Source organism: Streptomyces novaecaesareae (assembly GCF_000716875.1).
In the GTDB taxonomy this organism is placed as follows: Bacteria; Actinomycetota; Actinomycetes; order Streptomycetales; family Streptomycetaceae; genus Kitasatospora; species Kitasatospora novaecaesareae.
The window spans coordinates 55,434-78,730 of record NZ_JNWQ01000027.1 but is presented as its reverse complement, the minus strand read 5'-3'; the positions used below and the strand labels follow the sequence as shown (position 1 = coordinate 78,730).

Here is a 23,297-nt window from a genome sequence, read left to right as displayed (position 1 = left end):
CGGCCACCCCACCCGACCACCCTCCCCGACGGCACCCCCGCCTGGCTGGTCACCCGCTACCACGACGTCCGGCAGGCCCTCGGCGACCCCCGGATCACCCGGGCCGACCTGCACGACGTCGGCACCGCCGGCGCCACCGCCGACGTCGCCGCCAACCCGGCGTCCCTGTTCAACCAGGACGGCCCCGCCCACCGCCGGCTGCGCGGCACCGTCCAACGGGCCTTCACCCCGCGCGCCATCGCCGGCTGGCAGCCCTGGGTCGCGGCCGCCGTCCAGCAGGCCGTGGACGCGCTGGTCACCGCCGGACCGCCCGCCGACCTGGTCACCGCCTTCGCCCGGCCGGTGCCCTTCGCCGTCACCACCCGGCTGATGGGGCTCGACGGCGACGGGCCGGACAGCCTGGACGAGGCCCGGCTGCAGCGCTGGACCCTCGCCCTGCTCGCCCAGGGCGACGGCGAGGGCCAGGACGGGGCGGGGAACGCCACCGCCGCCGACCACGCCGAAGCCCTCGCCGAATACGGCGCGTTCACCACCGAGTTGATCCAGCGCCGCCGCCGCGAACCCGGCGACGACCTGGTCAGCCGGCTCGTCCGGGCCGCCGACCAGGACGGCGGCATCCCCGAGGAGTCACTCGTCTACCTCACCGCCGGGCTCACCGCCAGCGGCAACGAGAGCGTCGCCGGCGCCCTCGGCAACGCCCTCGTCTACCTCCTCGGCGAACGCGCCGACCACTGGCCCCGCCTCGCCGACCCGGACACCGCCGAACGCACCGCCGAACGGCTGCTGCACTTCATCCCGCTCGGCGACGACGAGGCCACCATCCGCCGCGCCACCGCGCCCGTCGAACTCGGCGGCACCACCATCCCGGCCGACGCCGTCGTCGCCATCAGCCTCGGCAGCGCCAACCGCGACCCCGCCGTCTACCCCGAAGGCCTCGACGCCGCCCTCGACCTCCCGCTCGCCGCCCCCACCCTCGCCTTCAGCGCCGGGCCGCACTACTGCATCGGGGCCTGGCGCGTCCGGCTCGAAATGCGCGAGTCCCTCCACCGCCTCGCCACCGCCCTCCCCGGCCTGCGGCTCACCACCCCGGTCGCGGACCTCGCCTGGCAGCTCGGCGGCACCACCCGGAGCCCGGCCCGGATCCCCGTCGGCTGGTGACCGCCGGGCCACCGAGCTCCGGGCGGTACCGCCGCAGGCAACGGCGGCACGGCTCGGAGCCTCCTAACCGAACAACCCCTCCCCCAGCACCCGCCCCTGCGGCGCCCCCGGCAGGACGTACACCACCGCCGACGCCGTGTGCTCCAGGAACGGGTTCAGCGCGTCCCGCGCCGCCAGCCGGGTCTGCACCCGGGTGAACTGGGCCGGGTCCCGCACGAAGGCGCAGAACAGCAGGCCCCGGTCGCCCGGCCCGTCGTCGTAGCTGTAGCCGCGCCGCAGCATCCGGGCGCCGCCGTCCAGGCGGGGGCTGGAGAGCCGGACGTGCGCGGTGGCGGGGATGACGTAGGAGCCGTCCGGGTTCTTGGCGTAGATGTCCGGCTCGTCGTGCTCCGCCGTGCCGGTCAGCGGCGCGCCGTCGCCCGCCCGGCGGCCCATCGCCAGGTCCTGCCGGTCCGCGGGGAGGGCGGCGAAGGCGCCGGTGTCCATCCGGATCCGCCGGTAGACCAGCACCGTGCCGTGCTCGTACGGCCCCGGCGGGCCCCAGACCCACTGCCGGGCGGCGTCCTCGTCCGGGTTCGCCGTACCGTCCTTGAACCCGAACAGGTTCCTGGGCGTCGCGCCGCCGGCCGTCCGGGGCAGGAAGCCGGACTGCGTCCACCGTACGGACGCCCCCGCCGCCGTGGCCGCCGCGCCCAGCTGCTCGGCGACGACGGACAGCGGCCACCGGTCCGCCGCGCACAGCTGCACCAGCAGGTCGCCGCCGCCGCGCGCCGGGTCGAGCCGGTCCCCGGGGAAGGCGGGCAGCTCCGTCAGGACCGGCGCCGGGACGTTCAGCCCCAGCCGGGCGGCGAGCCCCGGCCCCACGCCCACCAGGCTGCCGAGCCGGGCCGGCTCCCCGCCCCGCAGCCGCTGGTCCGCCGGCGCCCCGCCGGCCGCCTCGGCGAGCACCCGGGTCACCTCCCCGAGCAGGCCCCGCAGGGCGGCTCGGCCGTCCGATGTCGCGGCGGGCGCCAGGTCGAAGGCGAGCAGCTGGGTGGCCGGCTGCTGCGGGGCCGTCACCCCGGACTGCCGCTCGCCGTGGAAGGGGACGGCCGGCTCGGGCGGCGGCGCCGCGGGCCGCGCACCGTCTCCCCCGCGGGCCAGGGCCGCGACCCCGGCGCCGACGCCCGCGCCGACCCCGGCGGCCAGCACCGCCCCGCCCGTGAGCAGGGCCCTTCGGTCCACGCCGCGTCCGACGGTTCGTGGCCGGTCCTGTGCCTTTCCGGTTTCGGCATGCATGGGCGACATTGGAGACGATAGAACACGCATTATGCAACTTTTGACCACACGTCAATGTCCGTCTCCCGCCACACCCTCTCCCGTCGAACCGTCACGCGGCGGGTCCGCGCTCCGACGCTTCGTCCCCGCCCTGCTCACCGCCGCCGCCCTCGCCTTCTCCCCCGCCCTCTCCGGCTGTTCGTCGACCGGTTCGACCTCGTCCGACGCAAAGCACCCCGAAGGCACGGTCGTTCGAGTCCCGCAGCACTTCCCGACCATCCAGCAGGCCGTGGACGTCGCCCGCGAAGGCGACACCGTGCTGGTCGACCCGGGCACCTACCGCGAGAGCGTCCGCATCACCAGGCCCCGGATCGTGCTGCGCGGCACCGACCGCAACACCGTGGTCCTCGACGGCGGCGTGCGCCTCGTCAACGGCGTCACCGTCACCGGCCCCGGGTCGGTCGTCGAGAACCTCACCGTCCACGGCTACCTGGCCAACGGCGTCCTGTTCACCGGCGTCACCGACGAGAAGCTGCAGCAGCGCGGCGCCGGCGGCTCCGCCTACGACCCGCTGGACACCGCCCGCTTCCCCGTCGTCCAGGGCTTCCGCGCGAGCAGCGTCACCGCCTACGACAACGGCCTGTACGGCATCTACGCCTTCGACGCGCGCGGCGGCGTCATCGAGGGCTCGTACGCCTCCGGCCAGGCCGACTCCGGCATCTACGTCGGCCAGTGCAAGCCCTGCGACACCCTGGTGCGCGGCAACACCGTCGAGCGCAACGCCGTCGGCATCGAACTCACCAACGCCTCCGACGGACTGACCGTCGTCGGCAACCGCGTCACCGGCAACCGCGTCGGCGTCACCGTCAACTCCAACGACCTCGAAGCCCTCGCCCCGCAGCACGGCGCGGTCATCGCGGGCAACGTCGTCACCGACAACAACGCCGCCGACACCCCCGAACAGGCCGACGGCGGCTACGGCATCGGCATCGGCATCGGCGGCGGCACGGCCAACCGGGTGCAGCGCAACCTCGTCCAGGGCAACCGCGCGGTCGGCATCGTCGTCACCGACCCGCCCGGCCACCCGGCGAGCGGCAACCGCGTCGAGGGCAACCGCGCCACCGGCAACGGCACCGACCTCGCCCTGGCCTCCGTCGACCCGGGCAACTGCTTCACCGGCAACCAGCCCGCCGTCCAGAGCCCGGAGAACCTGGAAGCCCTGGCGGGCTGCGGAGTCCAGGGCCGCGGCCCGGTGCCCGCGGGCCGGACCAGCCCGGTCCAGGCGCCGCCCGGCATCCCTTTCAGCCAGGTGCCCGCCCCACCCGCCCAGCCGTCCCTGCCGGACCCGACCGCCCCGGCCCGCCCGGCCACCGACCTCCCCGGCCCGGTCGACCCCGACGCCTACCCGCTCCCCACCAGCGCCGACGGCGTCCCGAAACCCTGACGGGGGGTGTGACCACGCTCGACAGGGGCGCCTCGGGGCTCGGACAGCCCGGAGGCCCCTCAAGAGTTCGCAAACCCGCAGGACAGTACGGACAGGCCAGGGCGACCCGGACTTCCTTGCCGACACGGGCAGTTCGGGACAGCCCGGGCACTTCGGAATCCGCCAGGACCGTCCTCCGCGGACATGACATACTGCCCCGGTGACCGCAGCAGACCTGGCCGAGAAGCCACCCAAAAGCCGTCCGCGACTGGGCCGGAAATTCACCCTGCTGTGGTCGGCCTCGGCGATCTCCTCGGTCGGCGACGGCATGCGGGACTCGGCCCTGCCGCTGCTCGCGGTGGCGGTCTCGGACTCGCCCAGCGCGGTCTCGGTGGTCTCCGTCGCGGCGTCGCTGCCCTTCCTGGTGATGTCGCTCTACGGCGGCGTGCTCGCCGACCGGTCCGACCGCCGCCGGCTGATGTGGACCATCGACGCCCTGCGCGCCGCCGTCGTCCTCGGCTTCGCCGCCTGGGTGTTCCTCGCCGACCCGCCGCTGATCGCGCTCGCCGCACTGGCCTTCCTGCTCGGCTGCGGCGAGACGGTCTTCTCCAACGCCGCCACCTCGGCCGTCCCGGAACTCGTCCGCCCCGACCAACTCGACGCCGCCAACGGCCGGATGCAGGCCAACATGCTGGTCGGCGGCAACCTGATCGGCCCGCTGCTCGGCTCCGCGCTGTTCGCCGTCGCCGCCGGCTACCCCTTCACCCTGGACGGCATCTCCTTCGCGGTCGCCGCCGCCCTGGTCGCCGCGACCGGCCGCTCCACCGCCGCCCGCGCCCAGGCCGGCCGGCCCGTCCTCACCGAGATCCGCGAGGGCGTCAACTGGCTGGCCCGCCACCGCGAGGTGCGGATGCTCGCCGCCCTCTCCACCCTCGGCGCGCTGACCTGCTTCATGGGCACCACCATGATGGTCCTGATGGTCACCAGGGTCATCCACGCCCCCGCCGCCTCCTACGGCCTCGTCCTCGCCGCCGGCGCGATCGGCGGCACCGCCGCGAGCACCCTGGCCGGCCGGCTCAGCGGCCTGCTCGGCCGCGGCACCCGGATCGCCCTCTCCTTCCTGCTGATGGGCGCCTCGCTGATCCTGATGGCGTTCAGCACCTCGGTGTTCGAGGTCGCCGCGCTGTACGGCGTGATCGGCTTCGGCATCGTGACCTGGAACATCCAGGCGATCTCGCTGCGCCAGCAGGCCGTCCCGAAGGAACTCCTCGGCCGGGTCAACAGCTGCTACATGCTGCTGACCCGCCTCGGCATCATGACCGGCGCGGCCCTCAGCGGCTGGATCGCCTCCGTCAGCAGCATCCGCGCCCCCCTCCTCCTCGGCGGCGGCCTGCTCCTCGCCCTGCTGGTCGCCGTGCTGCTCCTGCTCCCTCGGATGACCGCCATGGAGTCCCCGGCCCCGGCCGCCGAGAACGAGTAGCCGCCGATATATCGGTGTCCGGGCGGCGAGGTCGAGTGATAGACAACCGGGGTGCAAAAGAATCTTGACTTCGCTGACCACCTGCGGCTGATCGACGAGCGGTCGACCGTCTTCCGTGCTGCCATCGCCGCCGCACCCAGCCTGGACGTGCAGGTGCCCTCCTGCCCCGACTGGACGCTGTTCGACCTGGCGCAGCACATGGGTCAGAGCCGCCGGCGCTGGGCCGCCACCGTCGCCGCCGGGCCCGCCGACGCTCCGCCGGCCGGATTCGAGCCGGGGCGCGGCCCGGCCGCGCCGCGGGACCGGGAGGAACTGCTCGCCTGGTCGGCCGAGTCGACGCGGCTGATGCTGGACGCGCTGCGGGAGGCCGGGCCGGATCGCGGCTGCTGGACGTGGTGGGGCAAGTCGCTGTCGCCGCAGACCTCCGGCGCCGTCGCCCGGCACCAGTTGCTGGAGATCTCGGTGCACACCTACGACGCGCAGCTCACCCTGGGAGCCCCGCAGCCGCTGCCGGACGCGGTGGCGATCGACGGGGTCGAGGACTTCCTGCACACCTGCAACGCGACCACGTCCCCGTGGCCGCACGAGCCGGCCGTCCTGGACTACCACATCGCCGGGGGCCGTTCCTGGCGCCTGCGGTTCGACGCCCAGGGCGCGCGGCCAATCCTCCTGCCCGCGGAAGGCGAGGCTCCGGAGGCGGCCGACCTCTCGGCCCGCGGCACGGCCGACGAGCTGGTGATGACCATGTACGGGCGGGCCCCCTTGGATTCCCTGAAGCTGGACGGCGACCGGCGGGTCCTGGACCGGCTGGTGGAGTGGGTGCCGGAGTGAGTCGACCCTGATCGACCATGATCGCTAGCGATCGAACGGGGGCGGAACCGAACGGTTCCGCCCCCTTCGCGTTCCCCGTTCGCCGTTCGCGGCCCGAGAACCGTCGTATCCGACCTGTCCGGATCACGTCATGCCGGTTCCGGACGCCCGGATCCCTTGAACGCCGCGGTCGTGCCGAATGACGATGGTCATCGCAGGAGCGACGCTCCGGCCGCGCCGGAAGGCCCGGGACCGGTACCTCCTGCCCTCCCACGTGGTCTCCCTCTCGTCGTCTGACACCCACAGAACGGCTGGCTTCCGCATGGCGCTCGACGAACGGCACTTCCAGTTCTTCCCCGTCCCGGAACTCGACGAGTCCGTCCTCCGCGAGTTTCCGACCCTGCCCGTGGACCGGTACTGCGACGGCAAGTTCCGCCACCGCCGGTTCTCCCAGTACCGGATCGCCCACTCCGCCACCGCCGGCTGGCAGTTGGAGCTGCTGCCGCACCGCCCGTACTGCCAGGCGACGAAGTTCAACGGCGTGACGGGCGGGCAGCTGCGCGACTTCGACCCGCTGCGGATCGACCCCGGCGCACTGGTGCGGGCGGGCGCGGAGGAGGTCCCGCTGGACACCGCCACCGACTGGCAGGTCGACGTGCACCAGTGGCGGATCGTCTCGGACGACAGCACCCGTGGCGTGTCGGTGCCGGAGGGGCCGCACCAGGACGGGCACACCTTCAGCGTGATCGCGGTCATCGACCGGGTCAACATCACCGGCGGCGAGACCCAGTTGATGCCGATGGACAGCGACGAGCCCTTCGTGCGGACGGTCCTCCAGCCAGGGCAGGCCGTCGTACTGGACGACCGGAAGATGCGGCACTACGCCACCGACATCGCCGCGCCGCGCGGCGAGGAGGGGCACCGCGACATCTTCCTGCTCGCCTACAACGCCTGGCCCGACCGGCGTTACGGGGAGGCGTACGAGAAGGCCGTGCTGACCGGCACCTGGTGCTAGGGCCTGCTTCGGTCCGCCGCAGGACAGCTTCCCGAGAGGACGCACGCCATGGCCCACCACCCCGCGCACTCGTCCCCGGTACCGGCCCCGCACCTGCCGGAGCACGACCCGGACGACCCAGTCGAGAACGCCGTCATCGCCCGGCTGGCCGGCAACTGGGCCCGGCGGGCCTCGGTGAAACGGGCCGAGCCGGACCTGGACGACCTGTTCGAGCCCGACCGCCCGGACTACCCGGAGCACCTGCTCCCGTTCCACGACCACCCCGCCTACCTCGCCCTCGACGGCGGGCAGCGGGCCCGGCTGCTCGCCTGGGCCTGGGTCGCGTTCAACAAGAACGTGATGGACAACGAGCAGCGGGTGGTGAACCCGGGCTTCGAACTGATCACCCGGGACGCCTTCGGCACCGGCCTGTCCGAGACCTCCGTCCTGGCCGCGACCCAGGCCATGGTGGACGAGCAGTACCACACCCTGATGCACCTCAACGCCAGTGCGGTGACCCGGCGTCGACGCGGCTGGCACCTGCCGGAGAGCGAGCTGCCGGTGGCGATGAAGGCCCGCCGGCACGCCGAGCGGCTGGCCGGGGCCGACCACCGGTGGCAGCGGGAGCTGACCACGCTGGCGTTCACCACGGTCTCGGAGCTGTCCATCAACGCCTACCTCAACCTGATCGCCGAGGACCCGGACGTCCAGCCGGTCAACCGGGCCACCGCGACGATGCACAACCGCGACGAGTACTGCCACTCCTCGATCTCCAAGGAGGTCGCCAAGGAGGTCTGCTCCGGCCTGGACGCCGAGCGCCGGGCGTACTTCCTGGACGCCGTGAGCGACGGCATGCGGGCGTTCGGCGCCAACGACTTCACCACCTGGCGCCGGGTGGTCCGCCTGGCCGGGGTGGCGGGCGGCGAGCAGATGATGCGCGACGTCGAGCAGGACCAGGGGCGCACCATGCTCGTCCAGGACTACAGCGCGCTGTACGCGCTCTGCGGCGAGCTGGGGGCACTGGACGAGATCGACTTCGACTGGGGCGGGGTGACACTGCGATGACCGCCGACTCCGCCCGGACCTTCACGAGTCGCCGCACCGTGCCCGTCCTGGACGGGACCTGGCTGCGCCCGGGCGACCCCGGCTACGAGCAGGCCCGCCGGGTCTGGAACGGCATGCACGACCGCCGGCCGGCCCACATCGTCCGCTGCCGCAGCGTGGCGGACGTCCGCCGGGCGCTGCGCTTCGCCGCCGGGGCCGGGTACGAGGTGACGGTGCGCGGCGGCGGGCACAACGTGGCGGGGACGGCGGTGGCCGACGGCACCGTGATGATCGACCTGTCGCCGCTGCGCGGGATCGAGGTGGACCCGGCGGCCCGGACGGCGCGGGCGCAGGGCGGCTGCCTGCTCGGCGACCTGGACGCGGCGACCGTGCCGCACGGGCTGGTCTGCCCGACCGGGATCATCTCGCGCACCGGCCTGGCCGGGCTCGCCCTCGGCGGCGGGTACGGCTGGCTGAGCCGCCGGTGGGGCCTGACCTGCGACCACGTGCTGGCCGCCCAGGTGGTCCTGGCGGACGGCTCGGTGGTCGAGGCGACCGAGCGGGACCACCACGAGCTGCTGTGGGCGCTGCGCGGCGGCGGCGGGAACTTCGGCGTCGTCACCCGGTTCACGCTGCGGCTGCGGTCGGCCGTCCCGGTGCACCGCCGTACCGGGGTGTACGAACTCGCCGACGCGCAAGCGGCGTTGGCGCAGTACCGGGCGTTCGCGGGCGAGCTGTCGGCGGATCTGCACGTGGCCGGCGCGCTCAAGGTCGCGGGCCAGTACGGGGGTTACGAGACCTGGCTGCCCGAGCGGCTGCGCGGTCGCCCCGCGCTCTACCTGACGGCGGTGTGGTTCGGCGCGCCCGAGCGGGCCGAGGCCGCCTCCGATCCGCTGTTCGCCGCCCTGCCGCCGGCCGCCGCGACCGGCGGCCCGATCGGGTACCGGCAGCTGCAGAGCGGCGGCGACCACGAACGCCCGGACGGCAACCGCTACTACACCAAGACCCGCTACCTGTCCGACATCCCTGCGCCCGCCACCGCCGAGATGGTCGACTCGCTCGCCGCGATGCCCTCCCCGCTCTCCTCGATCAACTTCGAGTACCTGCGCGGCGCGATCGCCGACGTCCCCGACGAGGACAGCGCCTTCCCCGGCCGGGACGCGCCGTTCATCCACACCGTCTCCGCGCAGTGGAGCCGGCCGGAGGAGGACGCGGAGCACATCGCCTGGACCAGGCACTCCGTCGAACGGCTCGACCCGTGGAGCCACACCGGGGCGTACGTCAACTACCTGGTGGACGAGCGCGACGACCGGGTGCGGGAGGTCTACGGGGACGCGCGCTACCGGCGGCTGGCCGCCGTCAAGGAGGCGTACGACCCGGGCAACGCCCTGCACCACAACCAGAACATCCGCCCCGACCGGAGCATCCACCCTGGCCGGAACATCCGCCCCGACCGGAGCATCCACCCTGACCGGAGCATCCGCCCCGACCGGAGCATCCGTCCCGGCCAGGACACCCCCGAATGAGGAGCCTCGCATGCGCATCGCGGTAGTGGACGGCTTCTCGACCTCCCGGCTCCTGGTCCGACAGCTCGCCGAGCACGCGGTGGACTGCGTCCACCTGCGCAGCCAGCCGGTCTTCCGCGAGTCCTACACCCGCGGCTTCGACCCGGACGCCTACGCCGTCGACCTCGGCCACCTGCCGGAGGACGAGGCGGTCGCGGCCCTGCGCCGACTGGGAGTGGACCAGGTGATCCCGGGCGGCGAGTCCGGGGTGCTCCTCGCGGACACCCTGGGCCACCGGCTCGGCCTGCCCGGCAACGACGTGCGCACCGCACCCGCCCGCCGGGACAAGGCGCGGATGGCGGAACTGCTGCGCACGGCCGGGCTGGCAGCGCCGTCCGGCACGCTCGCCTCCGACGAGGAGGAGGCCGCGGCCTGGTTCACCGCGAACGGCGGCACGACCGTCGTGGTCAAGCCGCTGGCCAGCGCCGCGACCGACGGCGTGCGGGTCTGCGGCACCGCAGCGGAGGTCCGCGAGGCCGCCGCGGACGTCCTCGGCCGGCCGAACTTCATCGGCGCCGCCAACCGGGCGGTGCTCGTCCAGGACTACCTGGAGGGCGACGAGTACATCGTCAACACCGTCTCCCGGGACGGCGTGCACAAGGTCGCCGAGATCCTCAAGTGCACCAAGAACAAGGGCCCGCACGGCTCTCCGGTGTACGACTACCACGAGCCGGTGTCGCGCTCCGACCCGCGCGGCGAGCAGGTGGTGGCGTACACCAAGGAGGCCGTCACGGCGCTCGGCATCGCGCACGGCGCGGCGCACAGCGAGGTGATGCTCACCCCGGCCGGGCCGGTGCTGATCGAGACCGGCGCGCGGCTGATGGGCTCCATCCACCCCTGGGTGCACGAGAAGTACCTCGGCACCTCGCACGTCCACCTGTACGCGCTGGCCCTGACCGACCCGGAGGCCTTCAAGGCCTTCCCGGACGAGGACCTGCGCTGGTCGCACCAGCTGCGGCAGGTCTACCTGTCCAACCACCGGGCCGGGGTGGCCGGTTCGGACGCCTGGCAGGAGCGCTACCGCGCGCTGGAGTCCTTCGTGGAGCTGAGTGCGCCGCTCTCCCCCGGGCAGGCGGTGCCGCAGACCGTCGACCTGGCCACCGTCCCGGGCTACGTCTACCTCGCCGCGCAGTCGCTCGCGACGGTCGACCGCGACCGCGCCCGGATCCGGGCGTACGAGGCCCAGGGCGTCTACGTCCGCCGGTAGGCCCCCTCTCCCCGCGCTCCTCCCCCCGCAGAAGCCTCCCGCAAGCCCGCCCCTCCGAAAGGGAACCGCCATGCCCCGGCTGCTGATCGGCAACTGCTTCACCGACGAACTCGCCGGCGACCCGGCGCTGCTGCCGCAGGCGCACCTGAAGACGGCCGCCGCCTCCGCCCAGCTGCTCATCTGGTTCGCCCGGCCGGACGACATCGTCGTCCTGCCGCAGGAGCCCGAGCAGGAGCTGGTCGACTACATCACCGCCCTCACCGGCACCCCGCGCTCCTCCTTCCAGGTGCTGGTGCCGCCGCCCGGCGTGGTGGGCACCGACCTGCTCACCGCCGACCGGCTGGCGAACCGGGAGTTCCGCGACGAGCTCGCCAAGGCGATCGCCGACCGGCCGGTCGAGGACGTGATCCCGCTGACGCCGGAGGCCTCGGTGGTCGAACTGGGCCGCGCGCTCGGCTTCCTGGAGGCCGTCCCCGGCCACGCGTTCGTCGGCCAGGGCGGCGGGATGCTGCTCAACAGCAAGGCGGTCTTCCGCGCGGTCGCGGCCGGCTCCGGGGTGCCGCTGCCCGAGGGCGGGGTGTGCACCAGCAAGGTCGACGCCGAGGAGGTCATCGCCCGGCTCTTCGCCAAGGGCTACCCGGTGATGGTCAAGCGCGACTACTCCTGCGGCGGTCTGGGCAACGAGATCGTCAGCCCGGTCGACGGCTACCGCCCGGTCGGCGCCGAACGGGTGCTCGTCCTCCCCGACCGCGCCGCGATCCGGGCCTACCTGGACGAGCGGTGGGAGTGGGCCACCAACGGCAGCCGCTACCCGGCCGTGGTCGAACGCTACGTCCCCGACAGCCGGGGCATCTTCGTGGAGTTCGTCATCACCGACGACGGCCCGGTGTTCTCCGAGCACGGCGAGATGCTCTCCGCCCCGGTCGCCAACGCCCAGGTGATCCCCTCCCCCGGGCTGCCGCCCCGCGCGCTGCCCGAACTGGTCGCCGCCGGCGGCCGGTTGTGCGAGGCGCTGCGGATGATGGGCTTCCGCGGCCAGTTCTGCGCCGACGCCATCGTGACCGGCACCGGCGAGGTGATGTTCACCGAGTACAACGGGCGGATCACCGGCTCCACCCACATCTACACCGTCATCGGCCGGCAGCTGGTCGGACCGGACTACGCCGACAGCCGGGTGCTGGTGGAGTACTGCAAGTGGCCGGTGCCCTCCTTCACGGCCGCCGCCGAGAAGCTCGCCGGGGCCGGCCTGGCCTACGACCGGGCCACGCGCACCGGCGTCGTCCTGGTGAAGGCGTTCAGCCACGCCGACGGCACCGTGCGGTTCTGCGTGATCGCCGAGGACTTCGAGGCCGCCGAGGTGGTCCGCGAACGGGTCGAGTCCCTGTTCGCCTGACCGCACGTCCGCACGCCAGCGCCCGCGCCCGCGCTGCCGAATCCGACGAAGGGTCAACCATGGCACTGCTGAACAGTTACGACGAGTGGTCGAGGCTGCGCGAGGTGGTCGTCGGCTCCGCCGAGAACTACACCTCGCACGAGCGGGAGCTCTCCTTCGACCTCTTCCACCACGACAACCTGGTCCGCTCCGAGTGGTACTACCCCCGGCTGACCACCCCCGGCTCCGGCAGCGAAGCGAACGGCAGCGGGCCGAACGGCCGTACCGGCCCGGGCAGTCGGACCGGCCAGTCCCCGATCAAGCAGCGCTACGTCGACGAGCTCACCGAGGACATCGAGGGCATCGCCGCCACCCTCCGCTCGCTCGGCGTGAAGGTGCTGCGCCCGCTCCCGCTGGACAAGGCCACCGTCGAGGTGCGCACCCCCGCCTGGTCGGCCGCCGTCGTACCGCCGCTCAACCTGCGGGACAACACCCTGGTCCTCGGTGACGAGATCGTCGAGACGCCGCCGATGATCCGCTCCCGCTACTTCGAGACCCAGCTGCTCACCCCGGTCTTCGCCGAGTACTTCGCCTCCGGTGCCCGCTGGACGGTCATGCCGCGCCCGCTGATGACGGACGCCTCCTTCGACCCGTCCTACGCCGACAGCTCGGTCGGCGGCCCGACCGAGCCGGTCCGCGACCCGCAGCCCTCCCCGTACGACGTCGGCTTCGAGATGATGTTCGACGGCGCGCAGTGCCTGCGGCTCGGCCGCGACGTCGTCGTCAACATCTCCACCGCCAACCACGCCCTCGCCGTCGACTGGCTGGAGCGCCACTTCGAGGGCCGGTTCCGCTTCCACCGGGTGCACCGGCTCAGCGACAGCCACATCGACAGCATGGTGCTCGCACTGCGCCCGGGCACGCTGCTGGTGCGCTCCGAGAAGGTCGCCGAGCTGCTGCCCGAGCCGCTGCGCACCTGGGACCTGATCGTCCCGCCGGTGCCGGAGGTCAACAACTTCCCGCAGTACGAGGACGACGACCTCATCCTCACCAGCAAGTACATCGACCTCAACGTGCTCTCGGTGGACGAGGAGACCGTCCTGGTCAACGCCGCCTGCCCGGAGCTGATCCGCACCCTGGAGCGGGCCCGGTTCACCGTCGTCCCGGTGGTGCACCGCCACCGCCGGCTGTTCGGCGGCGGGTTCCACTGCTTCACCCTGGACACCGTGCGCGACGGCGGACCGGAGGACTACCTCGGATGAGTGACACCGCCATGTCCGCCAAGGACGCCTACGACCACGACCGCGTCCTGGAGCGCTTCCACCTGATCGCCAACGGCCCCGCCCTGTTCAACGCCGTGGTGGCCGGCGCCGAGCTGGGCGTCTTCGACCACCTGTCGCAGCACCCCGAGTCCTCCTTCGAGGAGATCCGCGCCGCCCTCGGCCTGCCCGCGCACCAGCTGCGCGTGCTGCTGTTCGCACTGTGCGCCACCGAGCTGATCCGGCACGACGGCGGCGCGTACCGGAACACCCCGGTCGCCGAGGACTTCTTCGCGGGCGACGGCGAGGACGGCTGGCAGGACATCCTGCTCGGCTGGCAGCGGATCTACTACCCGGCCTTCGCCCACCTCACCGAGGCGCTGCGCACCGGCGAGAACACCGCACTCGCCGCCTACCCCGGCACCGAACCCACCCTCTACCAGCGGCTGGAGCACCGCCCCGAGCTGCAGGACGTGCTGCACCGCTCGATGACGGCGTTCACCCTGCGGTCGATGAGCGGGATCGTCGACCACCTGGACCTGGCCGGCGTCGACCACGTGCTGGACGTCGGCGGCGGCGACGGCACCACCGCCAAGGCGCTGGCCGCCGCCCACCCCGGCGTGCGGTTCACCGTCTTCGACATGCCGAGCGTCGCCGAGATCGGCACCCGCCGGATGGCCGCCCCGCTCGCCGACCGGGTCGCGCTGCACCCCGGCGACATCTTCCTCGACCCGTTCCCGCGCGACGCGCAGTGCGTGCTGTTCAGCCACTGCCTGGAGGTCTTCGACGCCTACCAGATCCTGGCCCTGCTGACCAAGGCCTTCGATGCCCTGCCGCCCGGCGGGAAGGTCGCGGTGTACGGGTACCACGCGGCGCAGGAGGAGCAGCGCGGCCTCTACGGCGCCCGGCTCTCGCTCTACCTCAACGTGCTGGCCACCGGCCAGGGGATGTCCTACCCGGCGGCCGACTACGAACGCTGGCTCGCCGAGGCCGGGTTCGTGGACGTCGGCACCGTCCCGGACCTCCCGTACGAGCACGGGCTCGTCACCGGCGTCCGGCCGTGAGCCGGTCGTCCGGGAGCCCCTCGGCGAAGGGACGGCCGTGCGCTTCGGCATCGTGATCCTCCCCGAGCACCGCTGGCCCCGGGCCCGCGAACTGTGGCTCCGGGCCGAGGAGTTCGGCTTCGACCACGCCTGGACCCACGACCACCTGAGCTGGCGGTGGCTGCGCGACGAGCGCTGGTTCGGCTGCCTGCCGACCCTGGCCGCCGCGGCCGCCGTCACCTCGCGGATCGGGCTGGGCACGCTGGTCGCCACCCCGGAGTTCCGCCACCCCGTCCCGTTCGCCAAGGAGGTCATGACGATCGACGACATCTCCGGCGGCCGGATGCTCTGCGGGATCGGCGCGGGCGCGGGCGGCCACGACGGGACGGTGCTCACCGGCCGGGAACGGCCCCCGGCCGAACGGGCCGACCGCCTCGCGGAGTTCCTCCACCTCACCGACCTGCTGCTGCGCCGGCCCGTCACCGAGCACACCGGCCGGTACTACGGCGCGCACGGCGCCCGGATGCGCCCCGGGTGCGTCCGGCGGCCCCGCGTCCCGCTCGCGGTGGCCGCCGGAGGCCGGCGCGCGCTGCGGCTGACCGCCGAGTACGCCGACATCTGGATCACCAACGGCACCCCGGGCCGGTTCGACGCGCTCCCGTACCGCGAGGCGCTGCCGCTGCTCGCCCGGCAGCAGGCCGCGCTCGACGAGGCCTGCGCCGAGGCCGGGCGCGATCCGGCGACATTGGGCCGGCTGCTGCACACCGGCGCGACGGTCGGCGGCGTCCTCGACTCCCCGGCGGCCTTCGAGGACGCGGCGGGCCGCTTCGCCGAGCTCGGGTTCACCGACCTGGTGGTCAACTGGCCCCGGGCGCAGCACCCGTACGCCGGGTCCACCGCCGTACTGGAGAAGATCGCCGCCGAACTCGCGCGGATCGCCGCCGAACTTGAGCGGATCGCCGCCGCGCCGTCGGCCGACTCCGGGAGGCCACAGCCGTGTTGACCACCGACGACCTGCACGCCAGCGTGTCGGACCCGCTCCTGGACACGATGAACTTCCTCAACGAGATCACCACCCGCTACCCGCAGGCGATCTCCTTCGCCCCCGGGCGGCCGTACGACGGCTTCTTCGACGTCGAGCAGGTCTTCACCCACCTGCGCCGCTACCTGCGCCACCTGGAGGAGACCGGCTCCTCCCCCGGGCAGGTGCGCGACGCGCTGTTCCAGTACGGCCCGACCGCCGGGCGGATCCGGGAGCTGATCGCCGACTCGCTGCGCAAGGACGAGGGGATCGACGTCCCGCCGGAGGCCGTGGTGGTCACCGTCGGCTGCCAGGAGGCGATGCTGCTCGCGGTGCGCGCGCTGCACGCCCGGCCGGAGGACGTCCTACTGGTGGCCGACCCCTGCTACGTCGGCGTCGCCGGGGCCGCTCGGGTGCTCGGCGTCGAGACCGCGCCCGTCCGCGAGCGCGAGGGCGGCTTCCACTGCGACGACCTGCGGGCGGCGGTGCGCGCCGAGCGGGCCCGGGGGCACCGGCCCCGGGCCTGCTACGTGATCCCGGACCACGCCAACCCGCGCGGCACCACCATGCCGCTCGCCACCCGGCACGAACTGCTCGACCTGGCCGAGGAGTTGGACCTGCTGATCCTGGAGGACAGCCCGTACCGGATGGTCAGCCCGGGGCCGCGGATCCCCACCCTCAAGGCACTGGACCGCGACCGGCGGGTGGTCCACCTCGGCTCCTACGCCAAGACGCTGTTCCCCGGCGCCCGGGTCGGCTACGCCGTCACCGACCAGCCGGTGGCCGACCGGGCCGGGCGCACCGGGCTGCTGGCCGCCGAACTCACCAAGATCAAGAGCATGGTCACGGTGAACACCTCCCCGCTCAGCCAGGCCGTGGTCGCCGGGATGCTGCTCGCCGCCGACGGCCGTACCGCGGAGCTCAACACCAAGACCTCGGCGTACTACGGCGACACCCTGCGGGCCACCCTGCGCCGCCTGGACGCGTGCTTCCCGCCCGAGCGCCGCGACGCCCTCGGGGTGCGCTGGACGCGGCCCGAGGGCGGGTTCTTCCTGGCCCTGGACGTGCCCTTCGCCGCGGACAACGCGGCACTGACCCGCTCGGCCCGGCAGTTCGGCGTGATCTGGACGCCGCTGTCCTACTTCCACCCGCACGGCGGCGGAACCCACGGCATCCGCCTGTCCACCAGCTACCTCACCGAACACGACATCGCCGAGGGGATCGCGCGCCTGGCGCGCTTCGTCGAGGCGGAGGCGGAGGCGTCCGGTGGAGGAAGGCCACCCCGTTGACCCCGACACCCCGCGCCGCCCGCATCGCCCGCATCGCCCGTACAGCCCGTACCCGCAGCCCCCGTACACCGCGCGGCACCCGCCGCCGGTGGGGATGGACCGCCCGATGACCCTCAGCACCGTCGATGCCCCCGCCGACACGGCGGATCCCACGGCCCTCCCGGCCCCCGCCGCCCCCGTCCGCCGCCACAGCCGGCCCTCCGTCCTGGCCGGGGCCCGCCGACCGGACACCGGCTCCGCAGCCGACCCGGCCGCGCCGCGCATCGCCGGGGTCGGCACGGCGGTGACCGCCGACTCGTACACCCAGCACGAACTGCTCGACATCTTCCGGATCGAGGACCCCAAGGTCCGCTCGGTCTTCCTGAACAGCGCCATCGAACGCCGCCACCTGACCATCCCGCCCCGGGACGAGGACGGCCGCTGCCTGCCCGAGTCCCAGGGCGAACTGCTCGCCAAGCACCGCCGGCTGGCCGTCGACATGGGCTCGCGGGCCCTGCTCGGCTGCCTCGCCGACGCCGGACTCGGCCTCGCCGACATCGACTACCTGTGCTGCGTGACCACCACCGGCTACCTCACCCCCGGCCTGACCGCCCTGCTGATCCGCGAGCTCGGGATCGCCCCGGACTGCCACCGGATGGACGTCGTCGGCATGGGCTGCAACGCCGGCCTCAACGCCCTCAACGCGGTCTCCGCCTGGTCCGCCGCCCACCCCGGGCAGGTCGCCGTGATGGTCTGCGCCGAGGCCTGCTCGGCCGCGTACGCCTTCGACGACACCATGCGCACCGCCGTCGTGAACAGCCTGTTCGGCGACGGCGCGGCGGCGATCGCCGTGGTCGCGGGCGCGGAGACCGCCCGAGCGACCGAGCCTGCGGCGGGGCCGGGGACGGAGCCGGCCGGGGCGTCGCCCGGCCCCCGGATCCTCTCCTTCGCCAGTCACATCATCACCGACGCCCTGGGCGCGATGCGCTACGACTGGGACGACGAACAGCTGCGGTTCAGCTTCTTCCTCGACCCGGAGATCCCGTACGTGGTCGGCGCCAACGCCGAACGGGTCGTGGACGGCCTGCTGTCCGGCGCGGGACTGCGGCGCGGCGACATCGCCCAGTGGCTGGTCCACTCCGGCGGCAAGAAGGTCATCGACGCCGTCCGGCTCAACCTCGGCCTCACCCGGCACGACGTCCGCCACACCACGGGCGTCCTGCGGGACTACGGCAACCTCTCCAGCGGCTCCTTCCTGTTCTCGTACGAGCGGCTGCTGCGCGAACGGGTCGTCCGACCCGGGGAGTACGGCGTGCTGATGACGATGGGCCCGGGCTCGACGATCGAGACGGCGCTGGTGCAGTGGTGACCGACGCAACGGGAAGGGCAACGGAGATGGACGACAAGGCCGGAACGGACGTCGTGACCCTCGCGGTCGACGGTACGCAGCCGCTGTCGGCGGCCTCGGTGGGCGCCGTGGCGCAGGCCTGCGACCGGGTCCAGCACAACCCCTGCGCCCGGCTGGTGCTGCGCGTCGCGGGCGCGCCGGGCCCCGGCTGGACGGACGGTCTGACGGTCGGCCTGGTGAGCAAGTGGGAGCGCGGACTGCGGCTGCTGGAACGGCTGCCCGCCCTCACCGTGGCCGTGGCGGACGGCGACTGCGGCGGCGCCGCCCTGGACGCCCTGCTCGCCGCCGACTACCGGATCGCCACCAGCACCGCCCGGCTGGTCGTGCCGGTGACCACCGGCGGCGCGAGCGGCACCTGGCCGGGCATGGCCCTCTACCGGCTCGCGCGCCAGAGCGCGGGCGTCGCCACCGTCCGCCGGGCGCTGCTGTTCGGCGAGCCGATCGACGCCTTCCGGGCCCGGTCGGTGCAACTGGTCGACGAGGTCTCCGACGACGTGCCCGGCGCGCTGTCGGCCGCCCTGGAGCGGCTCGGCGCACCGGCCGGGGCAGCTGCCGGGGCACTCTGCGGGGCCGAACTCGCCATCCGGCGCCAGCTGATGTTCGACGCGGGCACCACCACCTTCGAGGAGGCGCTCGGCGTGCACCTGGCCGCCTGCGACCGGGTGCTGCGCCGGACCGCCCACGGGGGAACTGCGTGACCGGCGCAACCGGCCTCGCCGACGCCCGGCGCGACCTCGCCGCCGTCCGGGGCGAACTCCCCTCCGCCCGCAAGGCGTTGACCCTCGCCGCCGAACGCTGCGAGGCCCGCCTCGCCGTCCTGCCCCCGCCCGGCCGCCGCTCCCCCGCCGAACGCGCCGCCGCGGCCGAGGCCCACGACGAGGCCCGCGCGCTGCGCCACGCCTTCCTGACGGCCCACGTCGACGCCGTCCACGACGAGCTGACCGCCGGCCGCACCGCACAGCTGCGGATCGCCGAACTCGCCGCCGCAGCCGCCCTCGCGTTCCCCGGGCTGGTGCCCGGCGCCGAGGCCCTCGCCGCCGAACACGCCCTGCCTCAGGCCGAGAAGGAGGGCCGGGAGATCGACCAGGGCCTGTTCTTCCGGCACGTCCTGGCCTCGCCCACGGCCGGCCCCCACCTGCTGGACGCGATGCTGCGCCCGACCGAGCGCGCCCTGGCCCTGCTCCCGGAGTTCACCGCCACCGGCCGCGCGGACCTCGGCTCCGTCCGGATCGAGCGCTCCGACGGCGCCGCCCGGCTCACCATGGTGCGGGAGGACTGCCTCAACGCCGAGGACCCGCGCCAGGTCGAGGACATGGAGACCGCCGTCGACCTCGCCCTGCTCGACCCGCAGACCGAGGTCGGCCTGCTGCGCGGCGGCGTCATGAGCCACCCCCGGTACGCGGGCCGGCGGGTGTTCAGCGCGGGCATCAACCTCAAGGCCCTGCACGGCGGCGGCATCCCGCTGGTCGACTTCCTGTTGCGCCGCGAACTCGGCTACATCCACAAGCTGATCCGCGGGGTCCTCCCCGACGACGGCCCGGACGCCCTCCCGCGCTGGGACCGGCGGACGGTGGAGAAGCCGTGGGTCGCCGCCGTGGACACCTTCGCGATCGGCGGCGGGGCGCAGCTGCTGCTGGTCTTCGACCACGTGATCGCCGCCGCCGACGCGTTCTTCAGCGTGCCCGCCGCCCAGGAGGGCATCGTGCCGGGCGCGGCCAACTTCCGGCTCGGCCGGGCGATGGGCGCCCGGCAGTCCCGCTCGCTGGTGCTCGGCGGCCGCCGGATCCGGGCCGCCGAGCCGGACGCCCGGTTGCTCGCCGACGAGGTGGTCGAGCCCGCCGGGGTGGACGCGGCCGTCGAGCGGGCCCTGCGGGCGCTGCGCGGCCCGGCGGTGCTGACCAACCGGCGGATGCTCAACCTGGCGGAGGAGCCGCCGGACGCGTTCCGCCACTACCTGGCCGAGTTCGCCCTCCAGCAGGCGCTGCGGCTGTTCGGCGAGGACGTCCTGGCGAAGGTCGGCCGCTTCACGGCGCGGTCCACCCCGGAGGCGGGCCCGGGGACGGCGGCACCGTGACCGGGCGCCCGCGCGTGCGCTACGCAAAGGACGGGCATGTCGCCCGGGTCACCATCGACCGGCCGGAGGTCCTCAACGCGATGGACCTGCGCACCCACGCCGAGCTGGCCGAGGTGTGGGACGACGTCCAGGCCGACGACCGGATCCGGGTGGCCGTGCTGACCGGCGCGGGCGACCGGGCCTTCTCGGTCGGCCAGGACCTGCGCGAGCGTGCCCGGCTCGACGCCGACGGCACGCCGCGCACCTCCTTCGGCAGCCGCGGCCTGCCGGGCTACCCGCGCCTGACCGAGCGCTTCGGCCTGGTCAAGCCGGTGATCGCCCGGGTGGACGGCTACGCGCTCGGCGGCGGGTTCGAACTCGCCCTCGCCTGCGACCTGGTGATCGCCTCCGACCGCGCCGTCTTCGCGCTGCCGGAGGCGGGCCTGGGCCTGATGCCGGGCGCGGGCGGCGTCTTCCGGCTGGTGCGCCAACTGCCGCTGAAGGCCGCCATGGGCCACCTGCTGACCGGCCGCCGGATGGACGCCGCCACCGCGCTGCGCTTCGGCCTGGTGAACGAGGTCGCGCCGGCCGGGGAGCTCGACGCCCGGACCGAGGCCTGGGTGCGGGACGTGCTGCGCGGCGCGCCGCTGTCGCTCTACGCGATCAAGGAGGCGGCCATGGCCTCGCTGGACATGCCGCTCGCGGAGGCATTCGGCACCCGCTTCGCCTGGGAGGACCGGCGCCGCCGCAGCCGGGACGCCGTCGAGGGGCCGCGCGCCTTCGCCGAGAAGCGCGAGCCCCGCTGGACCGGCCTGCCGCTCGCCGACGCCCCGGCCACCGACGACCCGGCCACCGACAGCCAGGCCCCCGGCGGCCGCCGCCCCGCGGAGTGACGCCCGTACAATCGCCTGACGACCAGGTGCGGGAGGGCGCAGTGGGACACTTCGAGGGCTTCGACGTCGCCGGGTTCTGGAACGACTCGCCGTACGCGCTGGAGGAGTACGTCGAGCAGGCCCCGCCCACCCCGGAGTCGATCGCCTCGCTGGAGGAGGAGCTCGGCGGCTACCGGCTGCCCGCCTCCTACGTCGCGCTGATGACCGCCCACAACGGCGGCACCCCGGCCCGGACCCACTTCCCCGTGCCCGAGGCGACCTCCTGGGCCGAGGACCACATCGAGATCACCGGCCTGCGGGCCATCGGGCGGACCCGTTCGCAGTCGCTCGGCGGCGAGTTCGGCAGCCGGTTCTGGATCGACCTGTGGGAGTACCCCGACATCGGCGTCTACTTCGCCGACACCCCCGCGGCCGGCCACGAGATGCTCGCCCTCGACTACCGCGCCTGCGGCCCGCACGGCGAGCCGACCGTGGTGCACGTCGACCAGGAGGGCGGCTTCGCGATCACCCTGATCGCGGAGAACTTCGAGGCCTTCGTCACCGGCCTGGTCGAGGAGCCCGACTACGACCTCTCCGAGTAGCAGAGCCGGTCAGTCGTCGGCGAGCGCCGGTTCCTGGGCGGAGTCCTGTACGACGGCGCCCTGCTCGACGGCCGTGCCCTGCTCGGCGGGCTTCGGATCGGCCATCCGGTAGCGGGTGAACTCCGGCGCCGCCTTGGCCAGCGCCAGCGCCCCGATCACGCAGGCCACCCCGCCGGACACCGCCGCGACCGCGGGCCCGACGGCCGCCGACACCAGGCCCGCCCGGACGTCGCCGAGCCGGGGCCCGCCGGCGCCGACCACGGTGAGCACCCCGGAGGTCCGGCCGCGCAGTTCGTCGGGCGTCTCGTGCTGCAGGATCGAGGACCGCTCGACCGCGCTCACGGTGTCGGCGTAGCCGGCGATCGCCAGCAGCAGCATGGCGAGCCACAGCGAGCCGGCCAGCCCGAGCGCCCCGAGCGAGACGCCCCACGCGAACACGGCCAGCAGCGCGGCCCGGCCGAGCCGGCGGACCTTCGGCATCCAGCCGCCGAACATCGAGCCCAGGAAGGCCCCGGCGGCCAGCGCCGCCGAGAGGTACCCGGCCAGTTCGGGGCCGCCGTGGAAGCGCTCCACCGCGAGGATCGGGAACAGCGCCGTGGGCATCGCGAAGACCGTCGAGTTGAGGTCCAGGACGTAGCACATCCACAGCACCGGGCGGGACTTGAGGTACCGGATGCCCTCGACCACCGAGGACAGGTCGGCGCGCCGACCGCCGCCCTCGGGCAGCACCGACGGCAGCCCGAAGATGAAGGTGATGGCGAGCAGGAAGCACACCACGTCCACCGCGTACGCGGCGCCGTACCCGCCGAGCGAGACGGCCGCGCTGGCCGCCAGCGGGCCGCCGACGATGCCGACGGTGAAGACCAGCAGCAGCAGGGCGTTGGCGGCGGGCAGGTCCTCGGGTGCGACCAGCCGGGGCAGCAGTGCCCGCCGGGTGGGGAGGTCGATCGCGAAGAACGCCGCCTGCACGGTGACGCAGGCGTACAGGACCCAGAGGCTGTCGGCGTGCGCGAACGCCTGGACGGTCAGGGCCACGCTCACCGCCGCCGAGCCGGTGGAGGTGATCAGGATCAGCCGGCGCCGGTCCATCGAGTCGGCGATCGCCCCGCCGTAGATGCCGAAGACGACGATCGGCAGCAGGGCGGCGAGGCCGACAAGTCCGAGCGCGACGGAGGAGTGCGAGGCCGAGTACACCTGCCAGGGCACCGCGACCTGGGTCACCTGGCTGCCCACCATGGTCAGGCACTGGCCGACGAACAGTCTCCGGAACGCTGGGGACCGCCGCAGCGGTGTGACGTCGGCGAGCAGTTCCTTCATGTGACTTTCCCTCTGTCGAGAGCGGGCGTGGGCGCGGACCAGTCTTCGGCCGCGCGGCGGGGCGGCACATCGGGAGATCACGTCGTGTCGGGCGGGCGCCGGTGGGGCGAGGTAAGGGGCGGGTAAGGCGGGCCCTCGCACGTG

20 protein-coding genes are annotated in these 23,297 nt (G+C 74.0%); 18 read left to right on the top strand and 2 right to left on the bottom strand.

Translation table 11 applies throughout. From position 1 onward, the window contains the following. The coding region (locus tag OP86_RS12930; protein ID WP_033331754.1) for a cytochrome P450 at positions 1-1,158 on the top strand (1,158 nt) is incomplete at its 5' end. A 63-nt stretch (positions 1,159-1,221) separates the two neighbouring features. Here OP86_RS12930 and OP86_RS12925 read toward each other — a convergent pair. Next, on the bottom strand, positions 1,222-2,382 hold the full coding sequence (locus tag OP86_RS12925) for a Dyp-type peroxidase (RefSeq protein ID WP_030061584.1): 1,161 nt from the start codon (positions 2,380-2,382) through the stop codon (positions 1,222-1,224). Positions 2,383-2,476: 94 nt separating this feature from the next. On the opposite strand from OP86_RS12925, the gene OP86_RS12920 reads away from it, so the two are divergent. From OP86_RS12920 to OP86_RS12835, 17 genes are all read left to right on the top strand, one after another. Continuing rightward, on the top strand, positions 2,477-3,859 hold the full coding sequence (locus OP86_RS12920) for a right-handed parallel beta-helix repeat-containing protein (protein WP_234434961.1): 1,383 nt from the start codon (positions 2,477-2,479) through the stop codon (positions 3,857-3,859). Positions 3,860-4,058: 199 nt separating this feature from the next. Then, on the top strand, positions 4,059-5,318 hold the full coding sequence (locus tag OP86_RS12915) for an MFS transporter (protein WP_030258065.1): 1,260 nt from the start codon (positions 4,059-4,061) through the stop codon (positions 5,316-5,318). 51 nt (positions 5,319-5,369) lie between these two features. Then, on the top strand, positions 5,370-6,149 hold the full coding sequence (locus tag OP86_RS12910) for a maleylpyruvate isomerase family mycothiol-dependent enzyme (RefSeq protein WP_030061588.1): 780 nt from the start codon (positions 5,370-5,372) through the stop codon (positions 6,147-6,149). A gap of 301 nt (positions 6,150-6,450) precedes the next feature. After that, on the top strand, positions 6,451-7,143 hold the full coding sequence (locus tag OP86_RS12900; RefSeq protein ID WP_030258058.1) for a 2OG-Fe dioxygenase family protein: 693 nt from the start codon (positions 6,451-6,453) through the stop codon (positions 7,141-7,143). Positions 7,144-7,191: 48 nt separating this feature from the next. Next, positions 7,192-8,187: an AurF N-oxygenase family protein gene (locus OP86_RS12895; protein ID WP_030258055.1), complete on the top strand. Its 996-nt coding sequence runs from the start codon at positions 7,192-7,194 to the stop codon at positions 8,185-8,187. Further along, entirely contained in the window at positions 8,184-9,692 is a 1,509-nt protein-coding gene (locus OP86_RS12890; protein ID WP_063832363.1) for an FAD-binding oxidoreductase, read from the top strand. Before OP86_RS12895 ends, OP86_RS12890 begins: the two co-directional genes overlap by 4 nt. A 10-nt stretch (positions 9,693-9,702) precedes the next feature. Further along, positions 9,703-10,938 carry an ATP-grasp domain-containing protein gene (locus OP86_RS12885; protein WP_030061594.1) on the top strand — a complete coding sequence of 412 codons (1,236 nt, stop codon included), beginning with the start codon at positions 9,703-9,705 and terminating at the stop codon, positions 10,936-10,938. A 70-nt stretch (positions 10,939-11,008) separates the two neighbouring features. After that, positions 11,009-12,331 (top strand): preATP grasp domain-containing protein, encoded by a 1,323-nt coding sequence (locus OP86_RS12880; RefSeq protein ID WP_030061595.1) that lies wholly within the window; start codon positions 11,009-11,011, stop codon positions 12,329-12,331. A gap of 59 nt (positions 12,332-12,390) precedes the next feature. Continuing rightward, positions 12,391-13,572, top strand: a complete 1,182-nt coding sequence (locus tag OP86_RS12875) for a hypothetical protein (protein WP_030061596.1) — start codon at positions 12,391-12,393, stop codon at positions 13,570-13,572. After that, positions 13,569-14,633, top strand: a complete 1,065-nt coding sequence (locus OP86_RS12870; RefSeq protein ID WP_078588868.1) for a methyltransferase — start codon at positions 13,569-13,571, stop codon at positions 14,631-14,633. Before OP86_RS12875 ends, OP86_RS12870 begins: the two co-directional genes overlap by 4 nt. Positions 14,634-14,670: 37 nt before the next feature. Next, the gene (locus OP86_RS35805; RefSeq protein WP_063832362.1) at positions 14,671-15,615 is read left to right on the top strand and encodes an LLM class flavin-dependent oxidoreductase; all 945 of its coding nucleotides are present in this window, start codon (positions 14,671-14,673) and stop codon (positions 15,613-15,615) included. Further along, positions 15,609-16,922: an aminotransferase class I/II-fold pyridoxal phosphate-dependent enzyme gene (locus tag OP86_RS12860; protein ID WP_030061600.1), complete on the top strand. Its 1,314-nt coding sequence runs from the start codon at positions 15,609-15,611 to the stop codon at positions 16,920-16,922. The genes OP86_RS35805 and OP86_RS12860 overlap by 7 nt, the downstream gene beginning before the upstream one ends. 106 nt (positions 16,923-17,028) lie before the next feature. Next, positions 17,029-18,270 carry a 3,5-dihydroxyphenylacetyl-CoA synthase DpgA gene (gene dpgA, locus OP86_RS12855; protein WP_078588866.1) on the top strand — a complete coding sequence of 414 codons (1,242 nt, stop codon included), beginning with the start codon at positions 17,029-17,031 and terminating at the stop codon, positions 18,268-18,270. 26 nt (positions 18,271-18,296) lie between these two features. Further along, entirely contained in the window at positions 18,297-19,007 is a 711-nt protein-coding gene (dpgB, locus tag OP86_RS12850) for an enoyl-CoA-hydratase DpgB (protein ID WP_030061602.1), read from the top strand. Next, complete coding sequence (gene dpgC, locus OP86_RS12845; RefSeq protein WP_078588863.1) at positions 19,004-20,383, top strand: (3,5-dihydroxyphenyl)acetyl-CoA 1,2-dioxygenase DpgC; 1,380 nt, start codon at positions 19,004-19,006, stop codon at positions 20,381-20,383. Before dpgB ends, dpgC begins: the two co-directional genes overlap by 4 nt. Positions 20,384-20,397: 14 nt before the next feature. After that, positions 20,398-21,255 carry an enoyl-CoA-hydratase DpgD gene (dpgD, locus tag OP86_RS12840; RefSeq protein ID WP_078588885.1) on the top strand — a complete coding sequence of 286 codons (858 nt, stop codon included), beginning with the start codon at positions 20,398-20,400 and terminating at the stop codon, positions 21,253-21,255. Between the two features lie 41 nt (positions 21,256-21,296). Then, entirely contained in the window at positions 21,297-21,836 is a 540-nt protein-coding gene (locus OP86_RS12835; protein WP_030061605.1) for an SMI1/KNR4 family protein, read from the top strand. Positions 21,837-21,845: 9 nt separating this feature from the next. Here the strand turns inward: OP86_RS12835 and OP86_RS12830 are convergent, their stop codons facing one another. Beyond that, on the bottom strand, positions 21,846-23,153 hold the full coding sequence (locus OP86_RS12830; protein ID WP_051830028.1) for an MFS transporter: 1,308 nt from the start codon (positions 23,151-23,153) through the stop codon (positions 21,846-21,848). Positions 23,154-23,297: the final 144 nt, after the last annotated feature.